This window comes from Pseudomonas sp. NPDC090233, from assembly GCF_044772285.1.
In the GTDB taxonomy this organism is placed as follows: Bacteria; Pseudomonadota; Gammaproteobacteria; order Pseudomonadales; family Pseudomonadaceae; genus Aquipseudomonas.
The window spans coordinates 257323-272815 of record NZ_JBIVYQ010000001.1; the positions used below are offsets into that span (position 1 = coordinate 257323).

15 protein-coding genes and 1 pseudogene are annotated in these 15493 nt (G+C 63.9%); 5 read left to right on the forward strand and 11 right to left on the reverse strand.

The features are described 5' to 3' along the window. Position 1: 1 nt before the first annotated feature. The 4 genes from ACIQUF_RS01425 to ACIQUF_RS01440 form a co-directional block, all read right to left on the reverse strand. The gene (locus ACIQUF_RS01425; RefSeq protein WP_346613007.1) at positions 2–319 is read right to left on the reverse strand and encodes a DUF2388 domain-containing protein; all 318 of its coding nucleotides are present in this window, start codon (positions 317–319) and stop codon (positions 2–4) included. An 89-nt stretch (positions 320–408) separates the two neighbouring features. Continuing rightward, positions 409–1860 (reverse strand): aldehyde dehydrogenase family protein, encoded by a 1452-nt coding sequence (locus tag ACIQUF_RS01430; protein WP_403127253.1) that lies wholly within the window; start codon positions 1858–1860, stop codon positions 409–411. Then, a complete protein-coding gene (locus ACIQUF_RS01435; protein ID WP_403127256.1) occupies positions 1857–2825 on the reverse strand; it encodes an NAD(P)-dependent oxidoreductase in 969 nt (322 codons plus the stop codon). Before ACIQUF_RS01435 ends, ACIQUF_RS01430 begins: the two co-directional genes overlap by 4 nt. A gap of 10 nt (positions 2826–2835) precedes the next feature. Further along, positions 2836–4227: an NAD(P)/FAD-dependent oxidoreductase gene (locus ACIQUF_RS01440; RefSeq protein WP_403127259.1), complete on the reverse strand. Its 1392-nt coding sequence runs from the start codon at positions 4225–4227 to the stop codon at positions 2836–2838. A 199-nt stretch (positions 4228–4426) separates the two neighbouring features. On the opposite strand from ACIQUF_RS01440, the gene ACIQUF_RS01445 reads away from it, so the two are divergent. Continuing rightward, positions 4427–5488 (forward strand): GlxA family transcriptional regulator, encoded by a 1062-nt coding sequence (locus ACIQUF_RS01445; protein ID WP_403127262.1) that lies wholly within the window; start codon positions 4427–4429, stop codon positions 5486–5488. A gap of 41 nt (positions 5489–5529) precedes the next feature. On the opposite strand, the gene ACIQUF_RS01450 is transcribed toward ACIQUF_RS01445, so the two are convergent. The 4 genes from ACIQUF_RS01450 to ACIQUF_RS01465 form a co-directional block, all read right to left on the reverse strand. Next, positions 5530–6033 (reverse strand): hypothetical protein, encoded by a 504-nt coding sequence (locus ACIQUF_RS01450; RefSeq protein ID WP_403127265.1) that lies wholly within the window; start codon positions 6031–6033, stop codon positions 5530–5532. Positions 6034–6116: 83 nt separating this feature from the next. Then, positions 6117–6458, reverse strand: a complete 342-nt coding sequence (locus ACIQUF_RS01455) for a RidA family protein (RefSeq protein ID WP_403127268.1) — start codon at positions 6456–6458, stop codon at positions 6117–6119. 11 nt (positions 6459–6469) lie between these two features. Beyond that, positions 6470–6820: a cupin domain-containing protein gene (locus tag ACIQUF_RS01460; protein ID WP_403127271.1), complete on the reverse strand. Its 351-nt coding sequence runs from the start codon at positions 6818–6820 to the stop codon at positions 6470–6472. Positions 6821–6832: 12 nt separating this feature from the next. After that, a complete protein-coding gene (locus ACIQUF_RS01465) occupies positions 6833–8212 on the reverse strand; it encodes an MFS transporter (protein WP_403127274.1) in 1380 nt (459 codons plus the stop codon). Positions 8213–8421: 209 nt separating this feature from the next. Between ACIQUF_RS01465 and ACIQUF_RS01470 the strand changes: the two genes are divergently transcribed. Further along, positions 8422–9900, forward strand: coding sequence for an FAD-dependent oxidoreductase (locus tag ACIQUF_RS01470; protein WP_403127277.1), 1479 nt, complete (start codon positions 8422–8424; stop codon positions 9898–9900). Positions 9901–10154: 254 nt separating this feature from the next. Here ACIQUF_RS01470 and ACIQUF_RS01475 read toward each other — a convergent pair whose 3' ends face one another. The 3 genes from ACIQUF_RS01475 to ACIQUF_RS01485 form a co-directional block, all read right to left on the reverse strand. Next, positions 10155–10925 (reverse strand): NAD(P)-binding domain-containing protein, encoded by a 771-nt coding sequence (locus tag ACIQUF_RS01475; protein ID WP_403127280.1) that lies wholly within the window; start codon positions 10923–10925, stop codon positions 10155–10157. A 12-nt stretch (positions 10926–10937) separates the two neighbouring features. Further along, complete coding sequence (locus tag ACIQUF_RS01480) at positions 10938–12257, reverse strand: NAD(P)/FAD-dependent oxidoreductase (RefSeq protein ID WP_403127283.1); 1320 nt, start codon at positions 12255–12257, stop codon at positions 10938–10940. 88 nt (positions 12258–12345) lie between these two features. Beyond that, a complete protein-coding gene (locus tag ACIQUF_RS01485; protein ID WP_403127285.1) occupies positions 12346–12867 on the reverse strand; it encodes a GNAT family N-acetyltransferase in 522 nt (173 codons plus the stop codon). A gap of 131 nt (positions 12868–12998) precedes the next feature. On the opposite strand from ACIQUF_RS01485, the gene ACIQUF_RS01490 reads away from it, so the two are divergent. The 3 genes and pseudogenes from ACIQUF_RS01490 to ACIQUF_RS01500 all read left to right on the forward strand — a co-directional run. Then, the gene (locus ACIQUF_RS01490) at positions 12999–13628 is read left to right on the forward strand and encodes a glutathione S-transferase family protein (protein WP_403127288.1); all 630 of its coding nucleotides are present in this window, start codon (positions 12999–13001) and stop codon (positions 13626–13628) included. Between the two features lie 229 nt (positions 13629–13857). Continuing rightward, positions 13858–15123 (forward strand): cytosine permease, encoded by a 1266-nt coding sequence (gene codB, locus ACIQUF_RS01495; RefSeq protein ID WP_403127291.1) that lies wholly within the window; start codon positions 13858–13860, stop codon positions 15121–15123. Between the two features lie 44 nt (positions 15124–15167). Next, a pseudogene (locus ACIQUF_RS01500) lies at positions 15168–15437 on the forward strand (PucR family transcriptional regulator ligand-binding domain-containing protein); the annotation flags it as partial. Positions 15438–15493: the final 56 nt, after the last annotated feature.

Sequence of the window (15493 nt, forward strand, 5' to 3'; positions counted from 1 at the left end):
ATCAATGGTGGGCCACTGGGTCATCCTGGGACAGTATCGCCCGGGCCAGCTCTTCATCACTGGCCTGCAGGCCAGGGTTGTCCTTACGAGCCTGTTCCAGCGCCGACTCCACATAGGCGCCACGAATCGCACCGCCGCTGGCGACGAACGCTGATAGCTCGTCACGGGCGGGGATGATCCGTTTGTCATCCTTGAAGGTCGAATACAGCGAGGCGGAGACACCCGCCGAGGTGGCGACGTCGCCCGCATCGACGCGGGCCAGGGCAGCACCGGCAGGCAGCAGGAGCAGCAGCGCAGGGGCGAGGAATAGGTGGCGCATATCGTGATCTCCAGTAGCGTGAAGCCCAAGGGAATTACCACTCAGTGTTTAAGAGGGTGCCCGCGGGGTGGTAGTTCCCTTGGGAGTGATCAAGCCAACTGGTACGTGGTCTTCACCCGGGTGAAGAACTGCCGCGCATGCGTGCCTTGCTCACGCGAGCCGAGGCTCGACGCGCCATTGCCGCCAAACGGCACGTGATAGTCCACCCCGGCGGTCGGCAGGTTGACCATCACCATCCCCGCCGAGCTGTTGCGCTTGAAGTGCTCGGCGTGGCGCAGCGAGGTGGTGACGATGCCGGCAGACAGGCCGAACGCGGTGTCCTCGGCGGCGGCGAAGGCCTGCTCGTAGTCGCGCACCTTGAGCACACTGAGCACCGGCCCGAAGATCTCTTCGCGGTAGATGCGCATGTCGGGGGTCACCTCAGTGAACAGCGCTGGGGTGAAGAAGTACCCACCCAGTTCATCTTCGATGCGCTCGCCTCCACACACCAGTGTTGCCCCCTGTTCACGCCCACTGGCCACGTACGACAGGTTCTGATCCAGCTGCCGGCTGTCGACCACCGGGCCGATGTCGGTGCTGGCCTGCAAGGCATCGCCTACCTTCAACGCGCGGGTGCGTTCAGCCAGGCGCGCGACGAAGGCGTCGTGGATGCCTTCGGTGACGATCACCCGCGAACTGGCCGTGCAGCGTTGGCCGGTGCTGAAGAACGAGCCATTGAGTGCCACGTCCACCGCCTGTTCCAGGTCGGCGTCGTCGAGGACGATGAGCGGATTCTTGCCGCCCATCTCCAGCTGCACTTTCTTCATGCCTTCAGCCGCCAGCCTGGCAATCTGCCGGCCAGTGTTTTCCGAGCCGGTGAAGCTGATGCCATCGACCAGCGGCGAGCGGATGAGGGTATCGCCGACACTGCGCCCCGGCCCGATCAGCAGGTTGAACACGCCGGCAGGCAAACCGGCGCGCGAGATGATCTCGGCCAGCGCCCAGGCCGAGGAGGGCACCAGTTCGGCTGGTTTGAACACCACGCAGTTGCCGAAGCACAGCGCCGGAGCGATCTTCCATGCCGGGATGGCGATTGGGAAGTTCCACGGCGCGATGATGCCGACCACGCCCAGTGGCTGGGTGAACACGTCGATGCCGACGTCCTGGCGCACCGACTGGTACTTTTCGCCCTCCGCACGCAGCGCTTCCTGGGCATAGAACTTGAACGAGCGACCAGCGCGGTCCACTTCCCCCAAGGCTTCGCGAACGATCTTGCCTTCTTCGCGGGCCAGCAGGGTGGCCAGTTCCTGGCGGCGGGCGAGGATTTCGCTGCCGATGAAGTCCAGGGCGTCTGCACGCTGCTGCGGGTTGCTGCGCGCCCACGCCGGCTGCGCCCGGCGAGCGGCGGCAATGGCGCGTTCGGTCAGGGCCTGGTCGGCGCGCTCGAAGCGCTCGACCACCTGTGCCGGGTTGGACGGGTTACGGTTTTCCAGTACATCGCTGCTGTTGTTCAGGGCGACGAATGCACCGTCGACGTAACTGTTTTTGGTCACGAGGGTCATGCGCTACGAATCCTTTGCTGGGCACCCTGGCGGGCGACGAAATCGGTGATGTTGTCCACGGCGCTGTCCATCAGCTGTTGCATCGCGTCCTCGCTGCTCCAGGCGATGTGTGGGTTGAGCAGGAAGTCGTCGCGATCGATCAGCTGGAACAAAGGGTTGCTCGGGTGCAGCGGCTCGTGTTCGACCACATCCAGCGCCACACCGCCGAGGCGGCCGTTGCTCAGGGCGTCGATCAGCGCTGCTTCATTGACGATGCCGCCACGGCCGGTGTTGATCACCAGCGCGTCGGGCTTCATCAGCGCCAGTTGCGCGGCGTCGATCAGGTTGTGGGTGTGCGGCGTCAGCGGGCAGTTGATCGACAGCACGTCGCAGCTGCGCAGCAACTCGCTCAGCGGCCTGCAGTCGGCGCCGCGGCGCTTGCCGCCGCGGTCTTCGAACCACACCTGCATGCCGAAGGCGCGCGCGAGTTCCGCCAGGCGCAGGGCAATCGGGCCGCTGCCGATGATCGCCAGTTGCTTGCCGCGCACGTCGCGGATGCGGTGGTCGAAGTAGATGTTCTTGTACTCGGCCTGGCCGGCATGCACCTGGCGCATCAGCCGGGTGAAGGCGGCCGGGCGGCGGAACAGTTCGAGGATCATCGCCAGGCTGTGCTCGGCCACGGTGTTGGCGGCATAGCCCGGCACGCTGGCGACTTCGATGCCGTGCGCGTCGCAGTAGTCGACGTCGACGATGTCGCGGCCGGTCAAGGCCAGCGAGATCATCTTCAGGCGCGGCAACTGGCGCAGGTGCTCTTCGCGCAGCGGCACGCTGCAGGTCAACGCCACGGTGGCGTCCTTCAGGTGTTCCAGCACCTGGTCGGGGTGGGTATAGGCGAACTGCTGCCAGCTGTGTTGGCAGTCAGGGCGTTTGAGCCGGGTGGAAGGGGCGAGGCCTTCGTCGTCGAGGAATACGATCTGTTCGCTCACGCTGTCGTCCTTATTTTTTCTGGGCCGGGACGTAACCGGCGGGCGCCATGCCGACCAGCTGGCGGGTGATGAAACCGGCGTTCTGGTCGTGGTCTTCGAGCGATTCCTTGCGCACCAGGGCATCGCGCACCAGGTGCGCCCCGAAGAAGCGGAACGGCTCAGGGGGCAGCAGTTTCATCTTCTGGTTGACCAGGCCGCAGTTGGCCCACTCGTCGTTGGCATGGGTGGCCAGGGACTTGATGATGCGGCTGGCGAATACCGTGGTGGCCACGCCATTGCCCGAGAAGCCGATGCCGTAGCTGACCGTCTGATGCTGGTCGAGGTAGCCAAAGTTCGGCAAACCTTTCATGGCCCGGTCGATCGGCCCCGTCCAGCTGCTAACCACCGGCACGTCCTGCAGCTGCGGGTACAGGCGGCGCAGCTCGGCGGCGACTTTGTCGGCAGCCGGCGAGGGTTTTTCATACAGGTTGCCGATGCGCCCGGCGTAGGCGAACTGCCCCAGCGGCTTGCCGAACACCACCCGGCCATCCGGGGTGTTGCGCCAGTAGTTGAGCACGGTGCGCGAGTCGGTCATGCATTCGCCGCCGCTGAAGCCGATGGCGTCGAGCTTGGCTTTGACCGGCGCTGTGGCGACCATGTCGCTGGACATGATGGCGATCATCCGGCGCAACTCGGGGAACTGAGCGCCCCAAGCGTTCAGCGCCAGCACCACATGGTTGGCCTTCACGTGGCCTTTGGCGGTGTGCACCACCGGATGCTTGCCGCGCTCCAAGTGGGTAAAGGGCGACTTTTCGAAAATCTGCACGCCCAGTTTCAGCGCCACTCGACGAAGGCCGCGGGCCAGCATGGCTGGCTGCACCGTGGCGGCGTTAGGGTCGAAAATACCGCCCAACACCAGTGGCGAGCCGACGCGACCGCGGATGGTCTGGCGGTCCAGTTCCTGAAACGGGTTGACGTCGAGCTTCTGCAGCCCGTCGGTGAGCACGCGCCAAGAGTTCATCTGCCGCTGGTTGGTGGCCGTCCATAGCCAGCCATCCTTGCGGTATTGCGCATCGATGCCGTGCTCCTGGCAGAAGCTGCCGATCTCATCGATGGCCGACTCGGCGGCCTCGCAGATGCGCCGCGCCTCAACGTCACCACAGATGGTGCGCACCGACAAGTACTTGCCCCACCAGTTGGTGGCCACGCCGCCGTTGCGGCCGCTGGCCCCGGAGCCACAGCGGTCACGCTCGACGATGACGATGGTCATTTCCGGGTGCGCCTGTTTCAGGCGGATGGCCGACCACAGGCCAAGGAAGCCACCGCCGACGATGCACACGTCGGCTTGAATCGAGTCCTGCAGGGCAGGGGCCAGGTCGCTGTCCAGGTCCAGCGCCTGGGCATACCAGAATCCACGGTACATGAGGGGTGCCTCTGAGCATGTTGTTTTGTGTCTACATGATGCTCAGCGCTGGCTGGGGGCCGATATTACAGTCATGACAATTGATAGAACGGCCACGCCTTTTGTCATGGATTTACTATTTGTCGTGCCGCATATGATATGCCGGACGCCGGGCACCCCCTACAATGGCGCTATTCAGCAGGTCATGAGGCCGACGTCCATGGTTGCCCAACAACAATTACAACAGCCGCAAGCGCGCCAGTTACCGCCCCAGGTCAAGCCCGAACTGCGTGTCGGCTTCGTGCTGATGAACCAGTTCACCCTGGTGCCGGTGGCCGGGCTGGTCGACTCGCTGCGCTTTGCCGCCGACAAGTCGTTCCGCAGCCAGCAGGTCTACTGCCAGTGGGACTGGATGACCCTCGACGACCAACCGATCAGCGCCAGCTGCGGCATGCCGATTTCGCCGACCACACCGCTCAACCTGTTCGCTCAATACGACTACATCGTGCTGGCGGGCGGCCTGTTGGGCGAAACCCGCAACCCGCCGGACTGGCTGCTCGATGCGCTGCGGGATGTGCATGCCGCCAACATCCCGATCATCGCCTTGTGTTCAGGCTCGTTCGTGCTCGGCAAGGCCGGCCTGCTCGACGGCCGGCGCTGTGCGGTGCACTTCACCTTGCGCGACGAGTTTCGCGAGCGCTTCCCGCAGTCGACCATGGTCATCGACAAGAGCTACGTGGATGACCGCGGCATCATCACCTGCCCGGGCGGCACGGCCATCGACCTGGCCGCCAACCTGATCCGCCGCCACTGCGGCGCGGTGCGGGCGCAGAAAGGCCTGGAGTACCTGCTGGTGGAAGAACGCGCCGAAGCCGAGGGCCAGCAGGCCGCCAGCGACAGCGTGTACCAGAACGACCGGGTGCAGCGGGCGATCGCCTTCATGCGCGCCAACCTCGACGCCTCCATGACCCTCAAGGCAGTGGCCGAGGCGGTGGGCACTCACCCACGCCAGCTGCACCGTGAGTTCGTCGCCAATACCCAGGAGCCTCCAGCCAACTACTGGCGCAAGCTGCGCCTGGACCATGCGCGCAGGCTATTGGTGAACACCAGCCAGAACATCACCACCATTGCCCTGGCGTGCGGATTTTCCGACGCGTCGCACTTCATCTTGTGGTTCCGCAAGCAGTATGGCGAGACGCCCTACAACTTCAGGAAGCGGCGGCATGAGGTGGAGCGCTTTGACTGGCATGGGGACAAAGTGGGCCTTGACCCGGACTTGTAGTGACGCTGGGTAACCCGTACAGCGGGATCCTAAGGAATTCGCTAAGGGAAATAGGTCCTGGAGGTGGCGTAATCTATTTTTTTACTGTCGCTGAACGGCCCTTTGACACCTTTCATCCTCTCCCAGAGGCCAATCTTGTGCGTGGGTATGTTGGTGTCTTCATGGAGTTGGCTGAACTTGGTCAACTGCATCAAGCTTGGGTGCTGCACGGAAATGACTTTGTCAAATCCCTCGACGGGACGGTTGAGGGCCTTTGCCACCTTCTGCGCTGCGCCTGATGAGCCACCCTCGCAAGCGAGGAGGATGAATTCCATGCCAGGTGGATAGTTCGCAAGCTTCAGGCGAGGCGCGATGTCGTGGAGCGCGACCTCCATCGCGCTCTTGTACTGACCTTTGCTGTTCATCAGTTGGCCGGATGACGTGCCATGGGTTTCAAAGGCGGCGAGGCCCAAACCCAGAAAGTCTTCATGAAACACGACATCGTGACTGCCCGGTTTTTTTTCGTACAAGACAGTGCACTTGCCAATTTTATAAGCCAACGTCATCGCCAACTCCAGTGAATGGCCATAAGGGAGGTGAGGATGCTAGTGGCGCGTGTCGTGAATGCGAGGTACTTATTTACTACCCATCAGCCTAGTTGCCCGAACGCCTGAATCTCGATGCGATATTCCGCTGCGGCCAATGCAGCCCCCACACACGCCCGCACTGGTGGCTGGTCACCCACCCAAGCGTCATATACCGCGTTCATCGCCGCAAATTCGCCCATGTCGGCCAGCCAGATCTGCATCCGGGTGAGGTTGCCCTTACCCGCACCGATCTGCGCCAGCCACTGCTCCAGTTGAGCTAACACGCAGCGGGTCTGTGAAGCGATATCACCAGGTTCCAGGGCAACGATCCCCGAAGTTTCGATGCGCCCATCCACCAGTACCATCTGGCTGGCCCGTGGGCCGGGGTTGATTCGTTCGATCATCGGCTCAGTCCTCAAAACAGCACGTAAGTCTTGCGCAGGGTCTCGCGGATTTCCCACACGCCTTCGCAGTTTTCCGGGAACAGCACCGCATCGCCGGCACGCAGTTCCACCGGCTCGCCGCCGTCGGGGGTGAAGGTGCAGTTGCCGCTGACGATGTGGCTGAACTCGCGGTTCTTCAGGTGACGGCGGAACGTGCCGGGGCTGCTTTCCCACACGCCGATGCTGGCGCCCACGGCCTCATCGGTCTGGTCCTGGGCAGTGGCGGCCAGGGCGACCGGTTCGCCAATCGGCAGGCGAGCGGGGGCCGGCTCACCCAGTGGCGAGGCGGCGGCGTTGCGGACGACGGTCAGTACTTGGCTCATGAATCAGCTCCTTCAGGCTTTGCGGGTAACAGGTTTGTATTCGGTAGACGGCGCCGGCGTCTTGTTGCCCAAGGCAGCCGCCTGCTGCAGATCGAGCTGGCTGGTTTCCGGCGCCAGCCACCAGGAAATCAACGCGCCGAACAGCGAGATGATCGCAGCGGCGAACATGGTGTTGGCAACGCCATAGGCGGCCAGCGAGATAGGCACCAGGTAGGTGCCCACCGCAGCGCCGATGCGCGACAGCGAGGTGGCCAGGCCGACGGCCGTGGCGCGGATTTCGGTTGGGAACAGCTCGTTGGGGTAGACATATTCAAGCACCTGAGCGCCGCCGATCAGCACCGCATAGGCGCCGAACAGCACCAGCACAGTGGTGGGGGAGGCGTCGGGGAACACGCCGAGCAGCACCAGCGACAGGCCCGACCAGAGGAAGCTGTGGATCAGCATTTTGCGCCGGCCCAGGCGGTTGATCAGCTTGGTCGCCAGCAGGCAGCCGAGGGTGAACAGGAAGGTGATGGCGATCGAGCCGTAGGCCGCCCAGTCGCCGGTCAGTTTCAGCGCCTGCAGCACTTTTGGGGCGAATGCATAGATAGCGAACAGCGGCACGATGGCGCAGGTCCAGAACAGCGTGACGAAGGCCATGCGCTTGCCGTAGCCGGAGTGGAACAGCGACCACACCGACACCGGTTTCTGATTGGCGGGCTCCGGCAGGTCGGCGATGGAGTAGTCCGGGCCGTAGACCTTCTTGATCACAGCGTCCGCTTCAGCTGTCCGGCCCTTGCTCAGCAGCCAGCGCGGCGATTCCGGTGTGCCGCTGCGGGCAATCAGGAACAGCGCTCCCGGCACCAGTGCGCTGGCCAGCACCCAGCGCCAGCCTTCTTCGCCACCCACGCGCAGCAACAGCTCACCGACCAGGTAAGCCACGGCGGCACCGGCGAACCACATCAATACCATTGCGGCGAGCAGTGGCCCACGCTGTTTGCGCGGCAGGAACTCGGCCAGCAGCGAGGTGGCGATCGGGTAATCGGCGCCCACCGCGATACCGATCAGCAAGCGCCAGGCAAACAGTGCCCAGGCCGATTCGACCCAGAATTGCGCGACCGAAAAACCGACGATGGCGATCAGGTCGACCAGGTAAAGCACCTTGCGCCCGTACTTGTCGGTGAACCAGCCACCGAGAAAACCACCCAGGAACACGCCGATCAGGGCGGAGGCGGCGATCAGGCCTTCCCAGAAGGCCGACAGTTGCAGGGCGTTGGTAATTTGCAGCATCGCCACGCCGATGATGCTCAGCACGTAGCCGTCGAGGAACGGGCCGCCGGCGGAGTAAACGGTGAGCTTGCGGTGGAAGGCGTTTAGCGGTGCATCTTCGACAGAGCGTTTTGCAGCGGTCATTCGGCTTACCTCTTGTTGTTATCTGGCGCACGGGCGCTGCGGCACTATTGCACTGCTCTGGAGCCGCTCCATATAACGGTTGGGACGGGTCATGGGATGCCATGGCCGCCTGTGCCGAAGGCTTATGCAAGTTGTCATGGGCGTTCTAGAGCGGGGCAGCGAAGCGGCGCGACCATCTGCAGAACAATCACAACAAAGGAACCTTTCGCATGCTCCGCCCCTCCCTGGAAACCCTCGACGGCGATCACTACGACGTGGTGGTCATCGGCGCTGGCGCGGTCGGTTGCGCCGCCGCCCGGCAATTGGCCGCCCGCAACTTCCGGACTTTGCTGGTGGACCGTGGCGACATCGGTGCCGGTACATCGTCACGCTCCAGCCGCATGCTCTATTCGGGGTTGGGCTACCTGGCGGCGCGCTACCCGTTGTGGCAGATCCCCTTGCGCCCGTTCGACATGTGGCAGCGCCTGCGCTACACCCGCGAGGTGATGCGTTGCCGTGCCGAACTGGTCAAGGAGATGCCCGGCCATCTGAGCAAACACCGCTTCCACTACCCGTTCCGCAAAGCTGACCGCTACCCGCCATGGCTGGTGGACATGGGCTTTCGCCTAGTCGAGGCGCTGGGTGGCTGGAAGGTGCCGCTGGCCTATCGGCGCCAGTCGGCGCAGCAGGCAGCGGGCGACAGCGCCCTGGCGGCGGGGCTCGGCGGCCCGCTGCGTGGGGTAGGTGTGTTCGAGGAGTACATGTACGCCTGGCCCGAACGCATTTGCGTCGATACGGCGCTGGATGCGCAATGGCGCGGCGCCACGCTGCGTACCTATACCCGGGTCAGCCAGTTGCAGCGCGCGCAAGACCAGTGGCAGCTGACCCTCGACGAACAGGCGCCCGAGGCGCAGGGCCAGGCACAGGTCACGGCGAAGGTGGTGATCAATGCGGCTGGGCCGTGGGTCGATCGTATTTCCGGTGCTGGCGACAGCGGGCCGCGAGTACTCGGCATCAAGGGCGTCAACGTGATGGTGCGCCTGCCCGAAGCCTACCGTGGTCAAGGCCTGGAGGCGTTTTCCAGCAAGGGTGAGCCGTACTACGTCTTCCCCTGGCGCGAATTCCACTTCATCGGCCCGACCGAGTCGCACTTCACTGACGATCCGGACACCGTGCGAGTGGAGGATGGCGAGATCGACTATATCCTTGCCGAGGCCAACCAGCTGTTCCCCGACCTGCGCCTGACCCGTGCCGATGTGCAGCACTGTTGGTGCGGCGTACGCCCGACCTCGACCCTGGACGGGCGCAACAGCCACCTGCCAGTGCGGTTGAGCGAGGCAGCCGGCAAGCCGGGCCTGCTGACCCTGACGGGCTCGACCATCATGCTGCACCGTCACGCGGCGCGGGTGATCGCCCGTGGCGTGGAAGCGCGGCTGGGCAAGCGTGGCCAAGGGCCGAAAGGCATGATCGAGCGCGAAGCTATCGAGGGTGATGACATTGCCCGGATCATCGCGCGGGAGCATGTGGTGCGGCTGGTGGACCTGGTGCGCCGGCGCTTGCCGTGGGGGTTGGACCCGGACCTGGGGCGCGAGCGGGTGGAGCAGTTGTCATATCGGGCGGCGGCGGTGATGGGGTGGTCGGAGGCACGGCGGCAGGAGGAGTTGAAGCATTTTGAGGAGGATACTGCTCGGGTGTATCGGCAGTTGTAGGCTATTTAGAGGCTCGCCGCAAAGACTTCAGCGCCTATGAGATCGAGCGCCGCCCGCGCGGCGCATCGCGGCTGAAGCCGCTCCTACATTTATTGCAACGTGCCATGGCCTGATAGGCCATAGTTGCCAGCCTTGTTGGCACGACGGGATTTTTCGGCTGACGCTGCCGAACAAACCGTAGGAGCGGATTCATCCGCGATGCGCCGCGCGGGCGGCGCTCGATCTCATGGGCGCCAAAAATATTGCGGCTGGCACTACCGCGACCGGTTCAACAACGCATCCAGCACCACCTCGCACGCCGCGCCCCAACTGGCACCCACCGGCTGATGATTGAGCACCGCTAACCCATCGGCGGTAAACGTACCCGGAGTGGCAATCGCCTGTCCCAGCGCTTTCAACGTGTACTCCGGCTGCTGCTGCGCACTGGCCACACAATCCTGCAAATTGCCCAGTACCAGAGCTCGCGCCTCGGCAGCCGGAAGGCCCTTGTCGGTCAGCCATTGCTGCAGATCGTGCAACAGGAAGTAGAACCAGCCATTCATGCACGCCGCCACCGTAGCCAATTCGAACGCGGCTTCATCCTCAAGCACCACTACAGTGCCCAGTGGCCCCAGGCTTTGCTCAGTCATCGGATCCGGGGGGCAAACCACTACCGTGGACTGGTTGTACTGCGCCGCATACGACAGCATCACGCGCACGCACTGGGCGTGAGGAAAGGCCGCGCGCAACTGCTCCAGGCTCACCCCGGCGGCCAGCGAGACCAGACGCTGGCCAGGCCGCAGCTGTACCTCGCTCGCCAGCTGCGCCAGTGATTCCGGCCTTACGCCAAGCATCACCAGATCAGCTTGGTCAACGACTGCCTGATTGCTCTCCAGCACCTCGCAACGCTGCCCAGCCGCCAGCGCTTCGGCGCGCTCGGCATTGCGTGGCGACAGCACGATCGCACCGTCAAAACCGCTACGGCGCAGGCCAATCACCACTTTTTCGGTGAGCTCGCCAACCCCGAGAATACCCAGGCTTTGCATGATGCCTCCTTGTCAGCTTTCCAGGCCGGCGCGGCGCTGGCCCCAGTGCAGGTTGAGGTTGACGCCCACGCTCAGCAGCGGTTCTGGCGGGTTGCGGTTCGGCCCCTCGGAGCCGAGCAGAAAATCGATCAGCTCGTCACCCTCACCGCTCAACCAGTCGGCCAGCAAGGTGCCGGTGGCGGTGCCGCGGGTGATGCCCAGGCCATTGCAGCACAGCGCTGCATGTACATTGGGCGCCAGGGTGCCGAAGTGCGAGAGGTGGTTGCGTGACAGGCACATCGAACCGCCCCAGGTGAACTCGAACGGCAGGCCCGCGAGCATCGGGAAGCGCCGCTCGAACGACGCGCGGTGCTGGCGCCCAGCGCGCTGCAGATGGCGCGGGTTGGCACGGCCGTCGGCATTGAAGCTGAAACTGTTGCGCACCAGCAGGCGCTGGTCTGGCGTGCGGCGCAGGGTGCTGCCGAACGGGTCGGCGGGGATGATGCCCCAGGCCGCCTTGCCACCCAGGCGGGCCTGTTCCTCTTCGCTCAGCGGGCGGGTCATGCTGGCGTAAGTGAAGATCGGCAGCAGCCGGCCAGGGAGGAAGCCGAAGTACGAAGCGAAGGCGTTGTTGGTCAGCAACAGCTGGTCGGCGACGATCTCACCGTTGGCGTGCTTGAGGGTGATGCGCTTGCCCTGTTCGATGCGGGTGATGGTGGTGTGCTCGTACAGCGTGACATTGCCCGGCAGGCTGTCGGCCAGGCCCTTGGCCAGTGCGGCCGGCTGCAGCAACTGGGTGCCCGGGGTGTACAGCGCCTTGCGGTAGAACGAAGTGCCAAAATGCTCGGGCAGGTCGCGGGTGTCGATCATCTGGTAAGGCTGGCCGAGTTTTTCCAGGCCGCTGCGGTAGGCTTCGAGCACCGCCAGGCCCTTGTCTTCGACCGCAGCCTGGTACTTGCCATCGGGGCGGATCTGGCAATCGATGCCATGCTGGTTGATCAGCCCACGCAAGATGGTTTGCGCGCGAAGGTTCAACTTGAGGTTCATCCGCGCCGTGGCCAGGTCACCAATGTAATCGGGGGCGCCGATATCGTGCGGCAGGTCGATGGCAAAACCGGAATTGCGCCCGGAAGCACCGAACCCGACCTCCTGCGCCTCGACCAGGATCACTTCGTCGTCAGGGTGATGCAGCGCCAGTTGCCGCGCGGCGGCCAGGCCGGTGAAGCCCGCACCGAGCACCACCCAGCGGGTTTCGCTCCGCCCCCGGTGCGGTGCACGTGGCTGGCGCTTGGGGCTGAGGTGGAACCAGCCGCAACCGTTGTCGTCCGCGGGGGTGGAGGTGTGTCTGTACATGGGGTTTTTATCCGTGTTGTTTTCTCCACTATCGCATTGGCGTTTGCAGCGGGCATATAACGGCTGGGACGGGTACTGGGATGTTTGGTCAGACGGCCGCGCGTCTGTAGAGCGGGCGTGGCGTGCTCGGGTCCAGCTCGGTGAGTTTGCTGCCGGCCGCCTTGAAGCCGGCACGCTCGGCCAGGCGCTGGCTGGCCTTGTTGTCGATATCGGTGGTCAGCCAAACCGGCGTTGCGAGGGTGTCGAGCAGATGCGTCAATGCCTCACGCAGCAGGCCCTTGCCGCTGAACGCCTGGCTGGCCCAATAGCCCACTTCGTATTCATCATTGCCTGGGCGCAGGCCGATGCAACCAATCACGGCATCACTGTCCGGCTGCAGCACGAAAAAGCGCTTTTCGGCAGCGGGATCAACGAACTCGCTGGCGCTCAGTTGCAGGCTTTCGCGCACTTCGTCCAGCGTCCAGTCGGGCTTGGCCCACGCCAGGAAAGGTTGGTGCAGCGCGTAACTGTCGAGCAAGGCTTGGCGTAACTGCTCGGCAATCGCCGGGTCAGGGCGGACCAGTCGCGTGCGCGCAGTGGTCAGGGTCTGGGGCAGTGTGGGGTAGGGCATGGGGGCCATCCTGGCTGAGTCGTAGGGGCATCATAACCCTGTTTTACCCGCTGCGAGGTTTGAGTTGACCGTGCTTTGTCGGGCGTGATCTGCTCGGCTTCACAGCCACCCCAGGGAAATGAAGGACCACCATGCCCGACTACAAACTGCATTGCTTCGCCGAATCCGGCAACGCCTACAAAGCTGCGCTGATGCTCGAACTCACCGGCCAGGACTGGCAGCCGGTGTTCGTCGATTTCTTCAATGGCCAGACCCGCGACCCGCAATGGCGCGACGAGGTCAACGAACAGGGCGAGGTGCCGGTGTTGGAGCATGCCGGCCAGACGCTGACCCAGTCGGCGCTGATCCTCGAGTATCTGGCCGAACGCACCAGGCAGTTCGGCCCGCAAGATGAGCAGGAGAAGCGCGAAATCTGGCGCTGGATGCTGTTCGACAACCATAAGTTCACGGCCTATTACGCGGCGCTGCGGTTCATCTTCTGCCTGAAAAATTCCGGCGAAACGCCCGTGACCCAGTTTCTGCGCGAGCGTGCCACGGCAGCCTATCGCATCGTCGATGCGCACCTGGCGAAGACGCCTTACGTGGTCGGCGGGCGCCTGACCATTGCCGACCTGTCGCTGGCGGGCTATGTATTCATGCCGGAAGACACTGGCATCCCGCTGGCGGAATTCACCCATATCGAGGCCTGGAAAGCACGCCTTCGGGCGCAACCTGGCTGGAAGCATCCGTATGAGCTGATGCCTCGGGCGAAAAGCGCGTAGGGGTTTAACGCGGCTGGGTAAAAGTTACCCAGCCGCGTTCTGCTTTGGTGCACAATGGCGTCAAATTGAGTCATCAAGCACATAAAAATCCAATCAAAATGCTTAGTTCTGTTCATGTTGCACACCATCTCCTGTGCGGTCCGCCTGTTTTCTTCCAGCGAAACACGCAGCCCAAAGCGGCCCACATATTGCTCTTGCAGCTCCAACTTCAACCTGGAGCACTCGAACAATGAGCTCACCCTCCGAATTCCCGCTGAGCGAAGCACCGCAGCACGCGCGCAAAGGCCTGTTGCCCATCGCCATGGTGCTGTTCAGTTTCACGTTCTTCACCGGGACGATGTTCGCCGGGGGCAAGCTGGGCATGGCCTTCAACTTCGTGGACATGCTGTGGATCGCTGCCATCGGCAACACCTTGCTGGCCCTTTACGCCGCGGCGCTGGCGTTCATCGCCTCGCGCAGCGGGCTGAACACCGTGTTGATGGGGCGCTTCTGCTTTGGAGAGGCGGGCAGTCGGCTCTCGGACTTTCTGCTGGGTTTTGCCGAATTGGGTTGGTACGCCTGGGGCACGGCCACGGTGGCGATCGTGCTGGTCAAGTTGTTGGGGCTTGCCGAGGGCTTTACGGTGCCGTTGATGGTGCTGTTCGGGCTGGGCTTCAGCATCACGGCGATCGTCGGTTTCAAGGGGCTGGACCTGCTATCGCGGGTGTCGGTGCCGCTGATGTTCGCGCTGCTGATCATTTCCATGGTCATCGCCACCCGCGATGTCGGTGGCTTACAGCAACTGGCGGCGCTGGTGCCGCATGAAACCCTGACGTTCTCGGCGGCGGTTACCATGGTCTTCGGCACCTTTGCCAGTGGCGCCACCCAGGCCACCAACTGGACACGCCTGTCGCGCAGCGGGCGGGTGGCGGTGACGGCCAGCGTGGTGGCGTTTCTACTGGGCAATGGGCTGATGGTGGTGGCCGGGGCCTGGTGCGCGATGGTCTACCAGCAGGCCGATATCGTCGAAGTGATGATGCTCCAGGGGTTGTCGTTCGCGGCGGTGGTGATGCTCTGCCTCAACCTGTGGACGATCCAGGGTCCGACCATCTACAACGTGGCTGCGGCGGCCTGCCACCTGCTGCGCAGCGAGCGTCGGCGCACGGCGACGTTGGTGGCAGCGGGTGTTGGCATCGTGCTGGCGATCGGCGGCATGTACGAGTTGCTGATCCCGTTCCTGGTGCTGTTGGGTTCGATCATCCCGCCGGTGGGCGGGGTGATCATGGCCGACTTCTGGTACCGCCACCGTGGCAAATACCCGGCGTTGGCCACCGTCAGCCTGCCGCGCTACAACCTGCTGGGGCTGCTCGCCTACGCCGTCGGTGCGGTGGCGGCTTATGCCTCGCCGTGGGTCGCGCCGCTGGTGGGCATAGGCGCTTCGGCGCTGTGCTACATCCTGTTGCAAGAAGTCTTTGGTCGGCCCGCTGCACTGGGCCAGGCTGGGGTCGATCCGTGAGCCTGGCGCTGGAAGAAATCCTTCACCTGCCCGGCCTCGAGGAAATGACCGTGCGAGCCGGCACGCGCAACCTGCAACGGCGGGTGCGCTGGCCCTATGTGGCAGAGAACGAAGGCATTGCCGAATGGGTCATGGGAGGCGAGTTGGTGTTCGTCACCGGCATCAACCACCCGCGCGGCGAGGGCAACCTGCTGAGCCTGGTCGAGGATGGCGACGCGGTGGGCATCGCTGGCCTGGTGATTCTCACCGGCGGCAGCTTCATCCAGGGTATTCCATCGGCGGTGGTCGAACGCGCCGAGCAGCTCGGGCTGCCGCTGATCGAGCAGCCGTATGCGCTGAAGATGGTAGTGGTCACCCACCTGATCGGCAC

What these genes read in the sequence shown, in the direction of transcription:
- codB (WP_403127291.1), top strand. Translation starts at nt 13,858, where the DNA reads ATGAGCTCACCCTCCGAATTCCCGCTGAGCGAAGCACCGCAGCACGCG.
- ACIQUF_RS01460 (WP_403127271.1), bottom strand. Translation starts at nt 6,820, where the DNA reads ATGAGCCAAGTACTGACCGTCGTCCGCAACGCCGCCGCCTCGCCACTG.
- ACIQUF_RS01455 (WP_403127268.1), bottom strand. Translation starts at nt 6,458, where the DNA reads ATGATCGAACGAATCAACCCCGGCCCACGGGCCAGCCAGATGGTACTG.
- ACIQUF_RS01445 (WP_403127262.1), top strand. Translation starts at nt 4,427, where the DNA reads ATGGTTGCCCAACAACAATTACAACAGCCGCAAGCGCGCCAGTTACCG.
- ACIQUF_RS01465 (WP_403127274.1), bottom strand. Translation starts at nt 8,212, where the DNA reads ATGACCGCTGCAAAACGCTCTGTCGAAGATGCACCGCTAAACGCCTTC.
- ACIQUF_RS01430 (WP_403127253.1), bottom strand. Translation starts at nt 1,860, where the DNA reads ATGACCCTCGTGACCAAAAACAGTTACGTCGACGGTGCATTCGTCGCC.
- ACIQUF_RS01475 (WP_403127280.1), bottom strand. Translation starts at nt 10,925, where the DNA reads ATGCAAAGCCTGGGTATTCTCGGGGTTGGCGAGCTCACCGAAAAAGTG.
- ACIQUF_RS01480 (WP_403127283.1), bottom strand. Translation starts at nt 12,257, where the DNA reads ATGTACAGACACACCTCCACCCCCGCGGACGACAACGGTTGCGGCTGG.
- ACIQUF_RS01470 (WP_403127277.1), top strand. Translation starts at nt 8,422, where the DNA reads ATGCTCCGCCCCTCCCTGGAAACCCTCGACGGCGATCACTACGACGTG.
- ACIQUF_RS01440 (WP_403127259.1), bottom strand. Translation starts at nt 4,227, where the DNA reads ATGTACCGTGGATTCTGGTATGCCCAGGCGCTGGACCTGGACAGCGAC.
- ACIQUF_RS01490 (WP_403127288.1), top strand. Translation starts at nt 12,999, where the DNA reads ATGCCCGACTACAAACTGCATTGCTTCGCCGAATCCGGCAACGCCTAC.
- ACIQUF_RS01425 (WP_346613007.1), bottom strand. Translation starts at nt 319, where the DNA reads ATGCGCCACCTATTCCTCGCCCCTGCGCTGCTGCTCCTGCTGCCTGCC.
- ACIQUF_RS01450 (WP_403127265.1), bottom strand. Translation starts at nt 6,033, where the DNA reads ATGACGTTGGCTTATAAAATTGGCAAGTGCACTGTCTTGTACGAAAAA.
- ACIQUF_RS01485 (WP_403127285.1), bottom strand. Translation starts at nt 12,867, where the DNA reads ATGCCCTACCCCACACTGCCCCAGACCCTGACCACTGCGCGCACGCGA.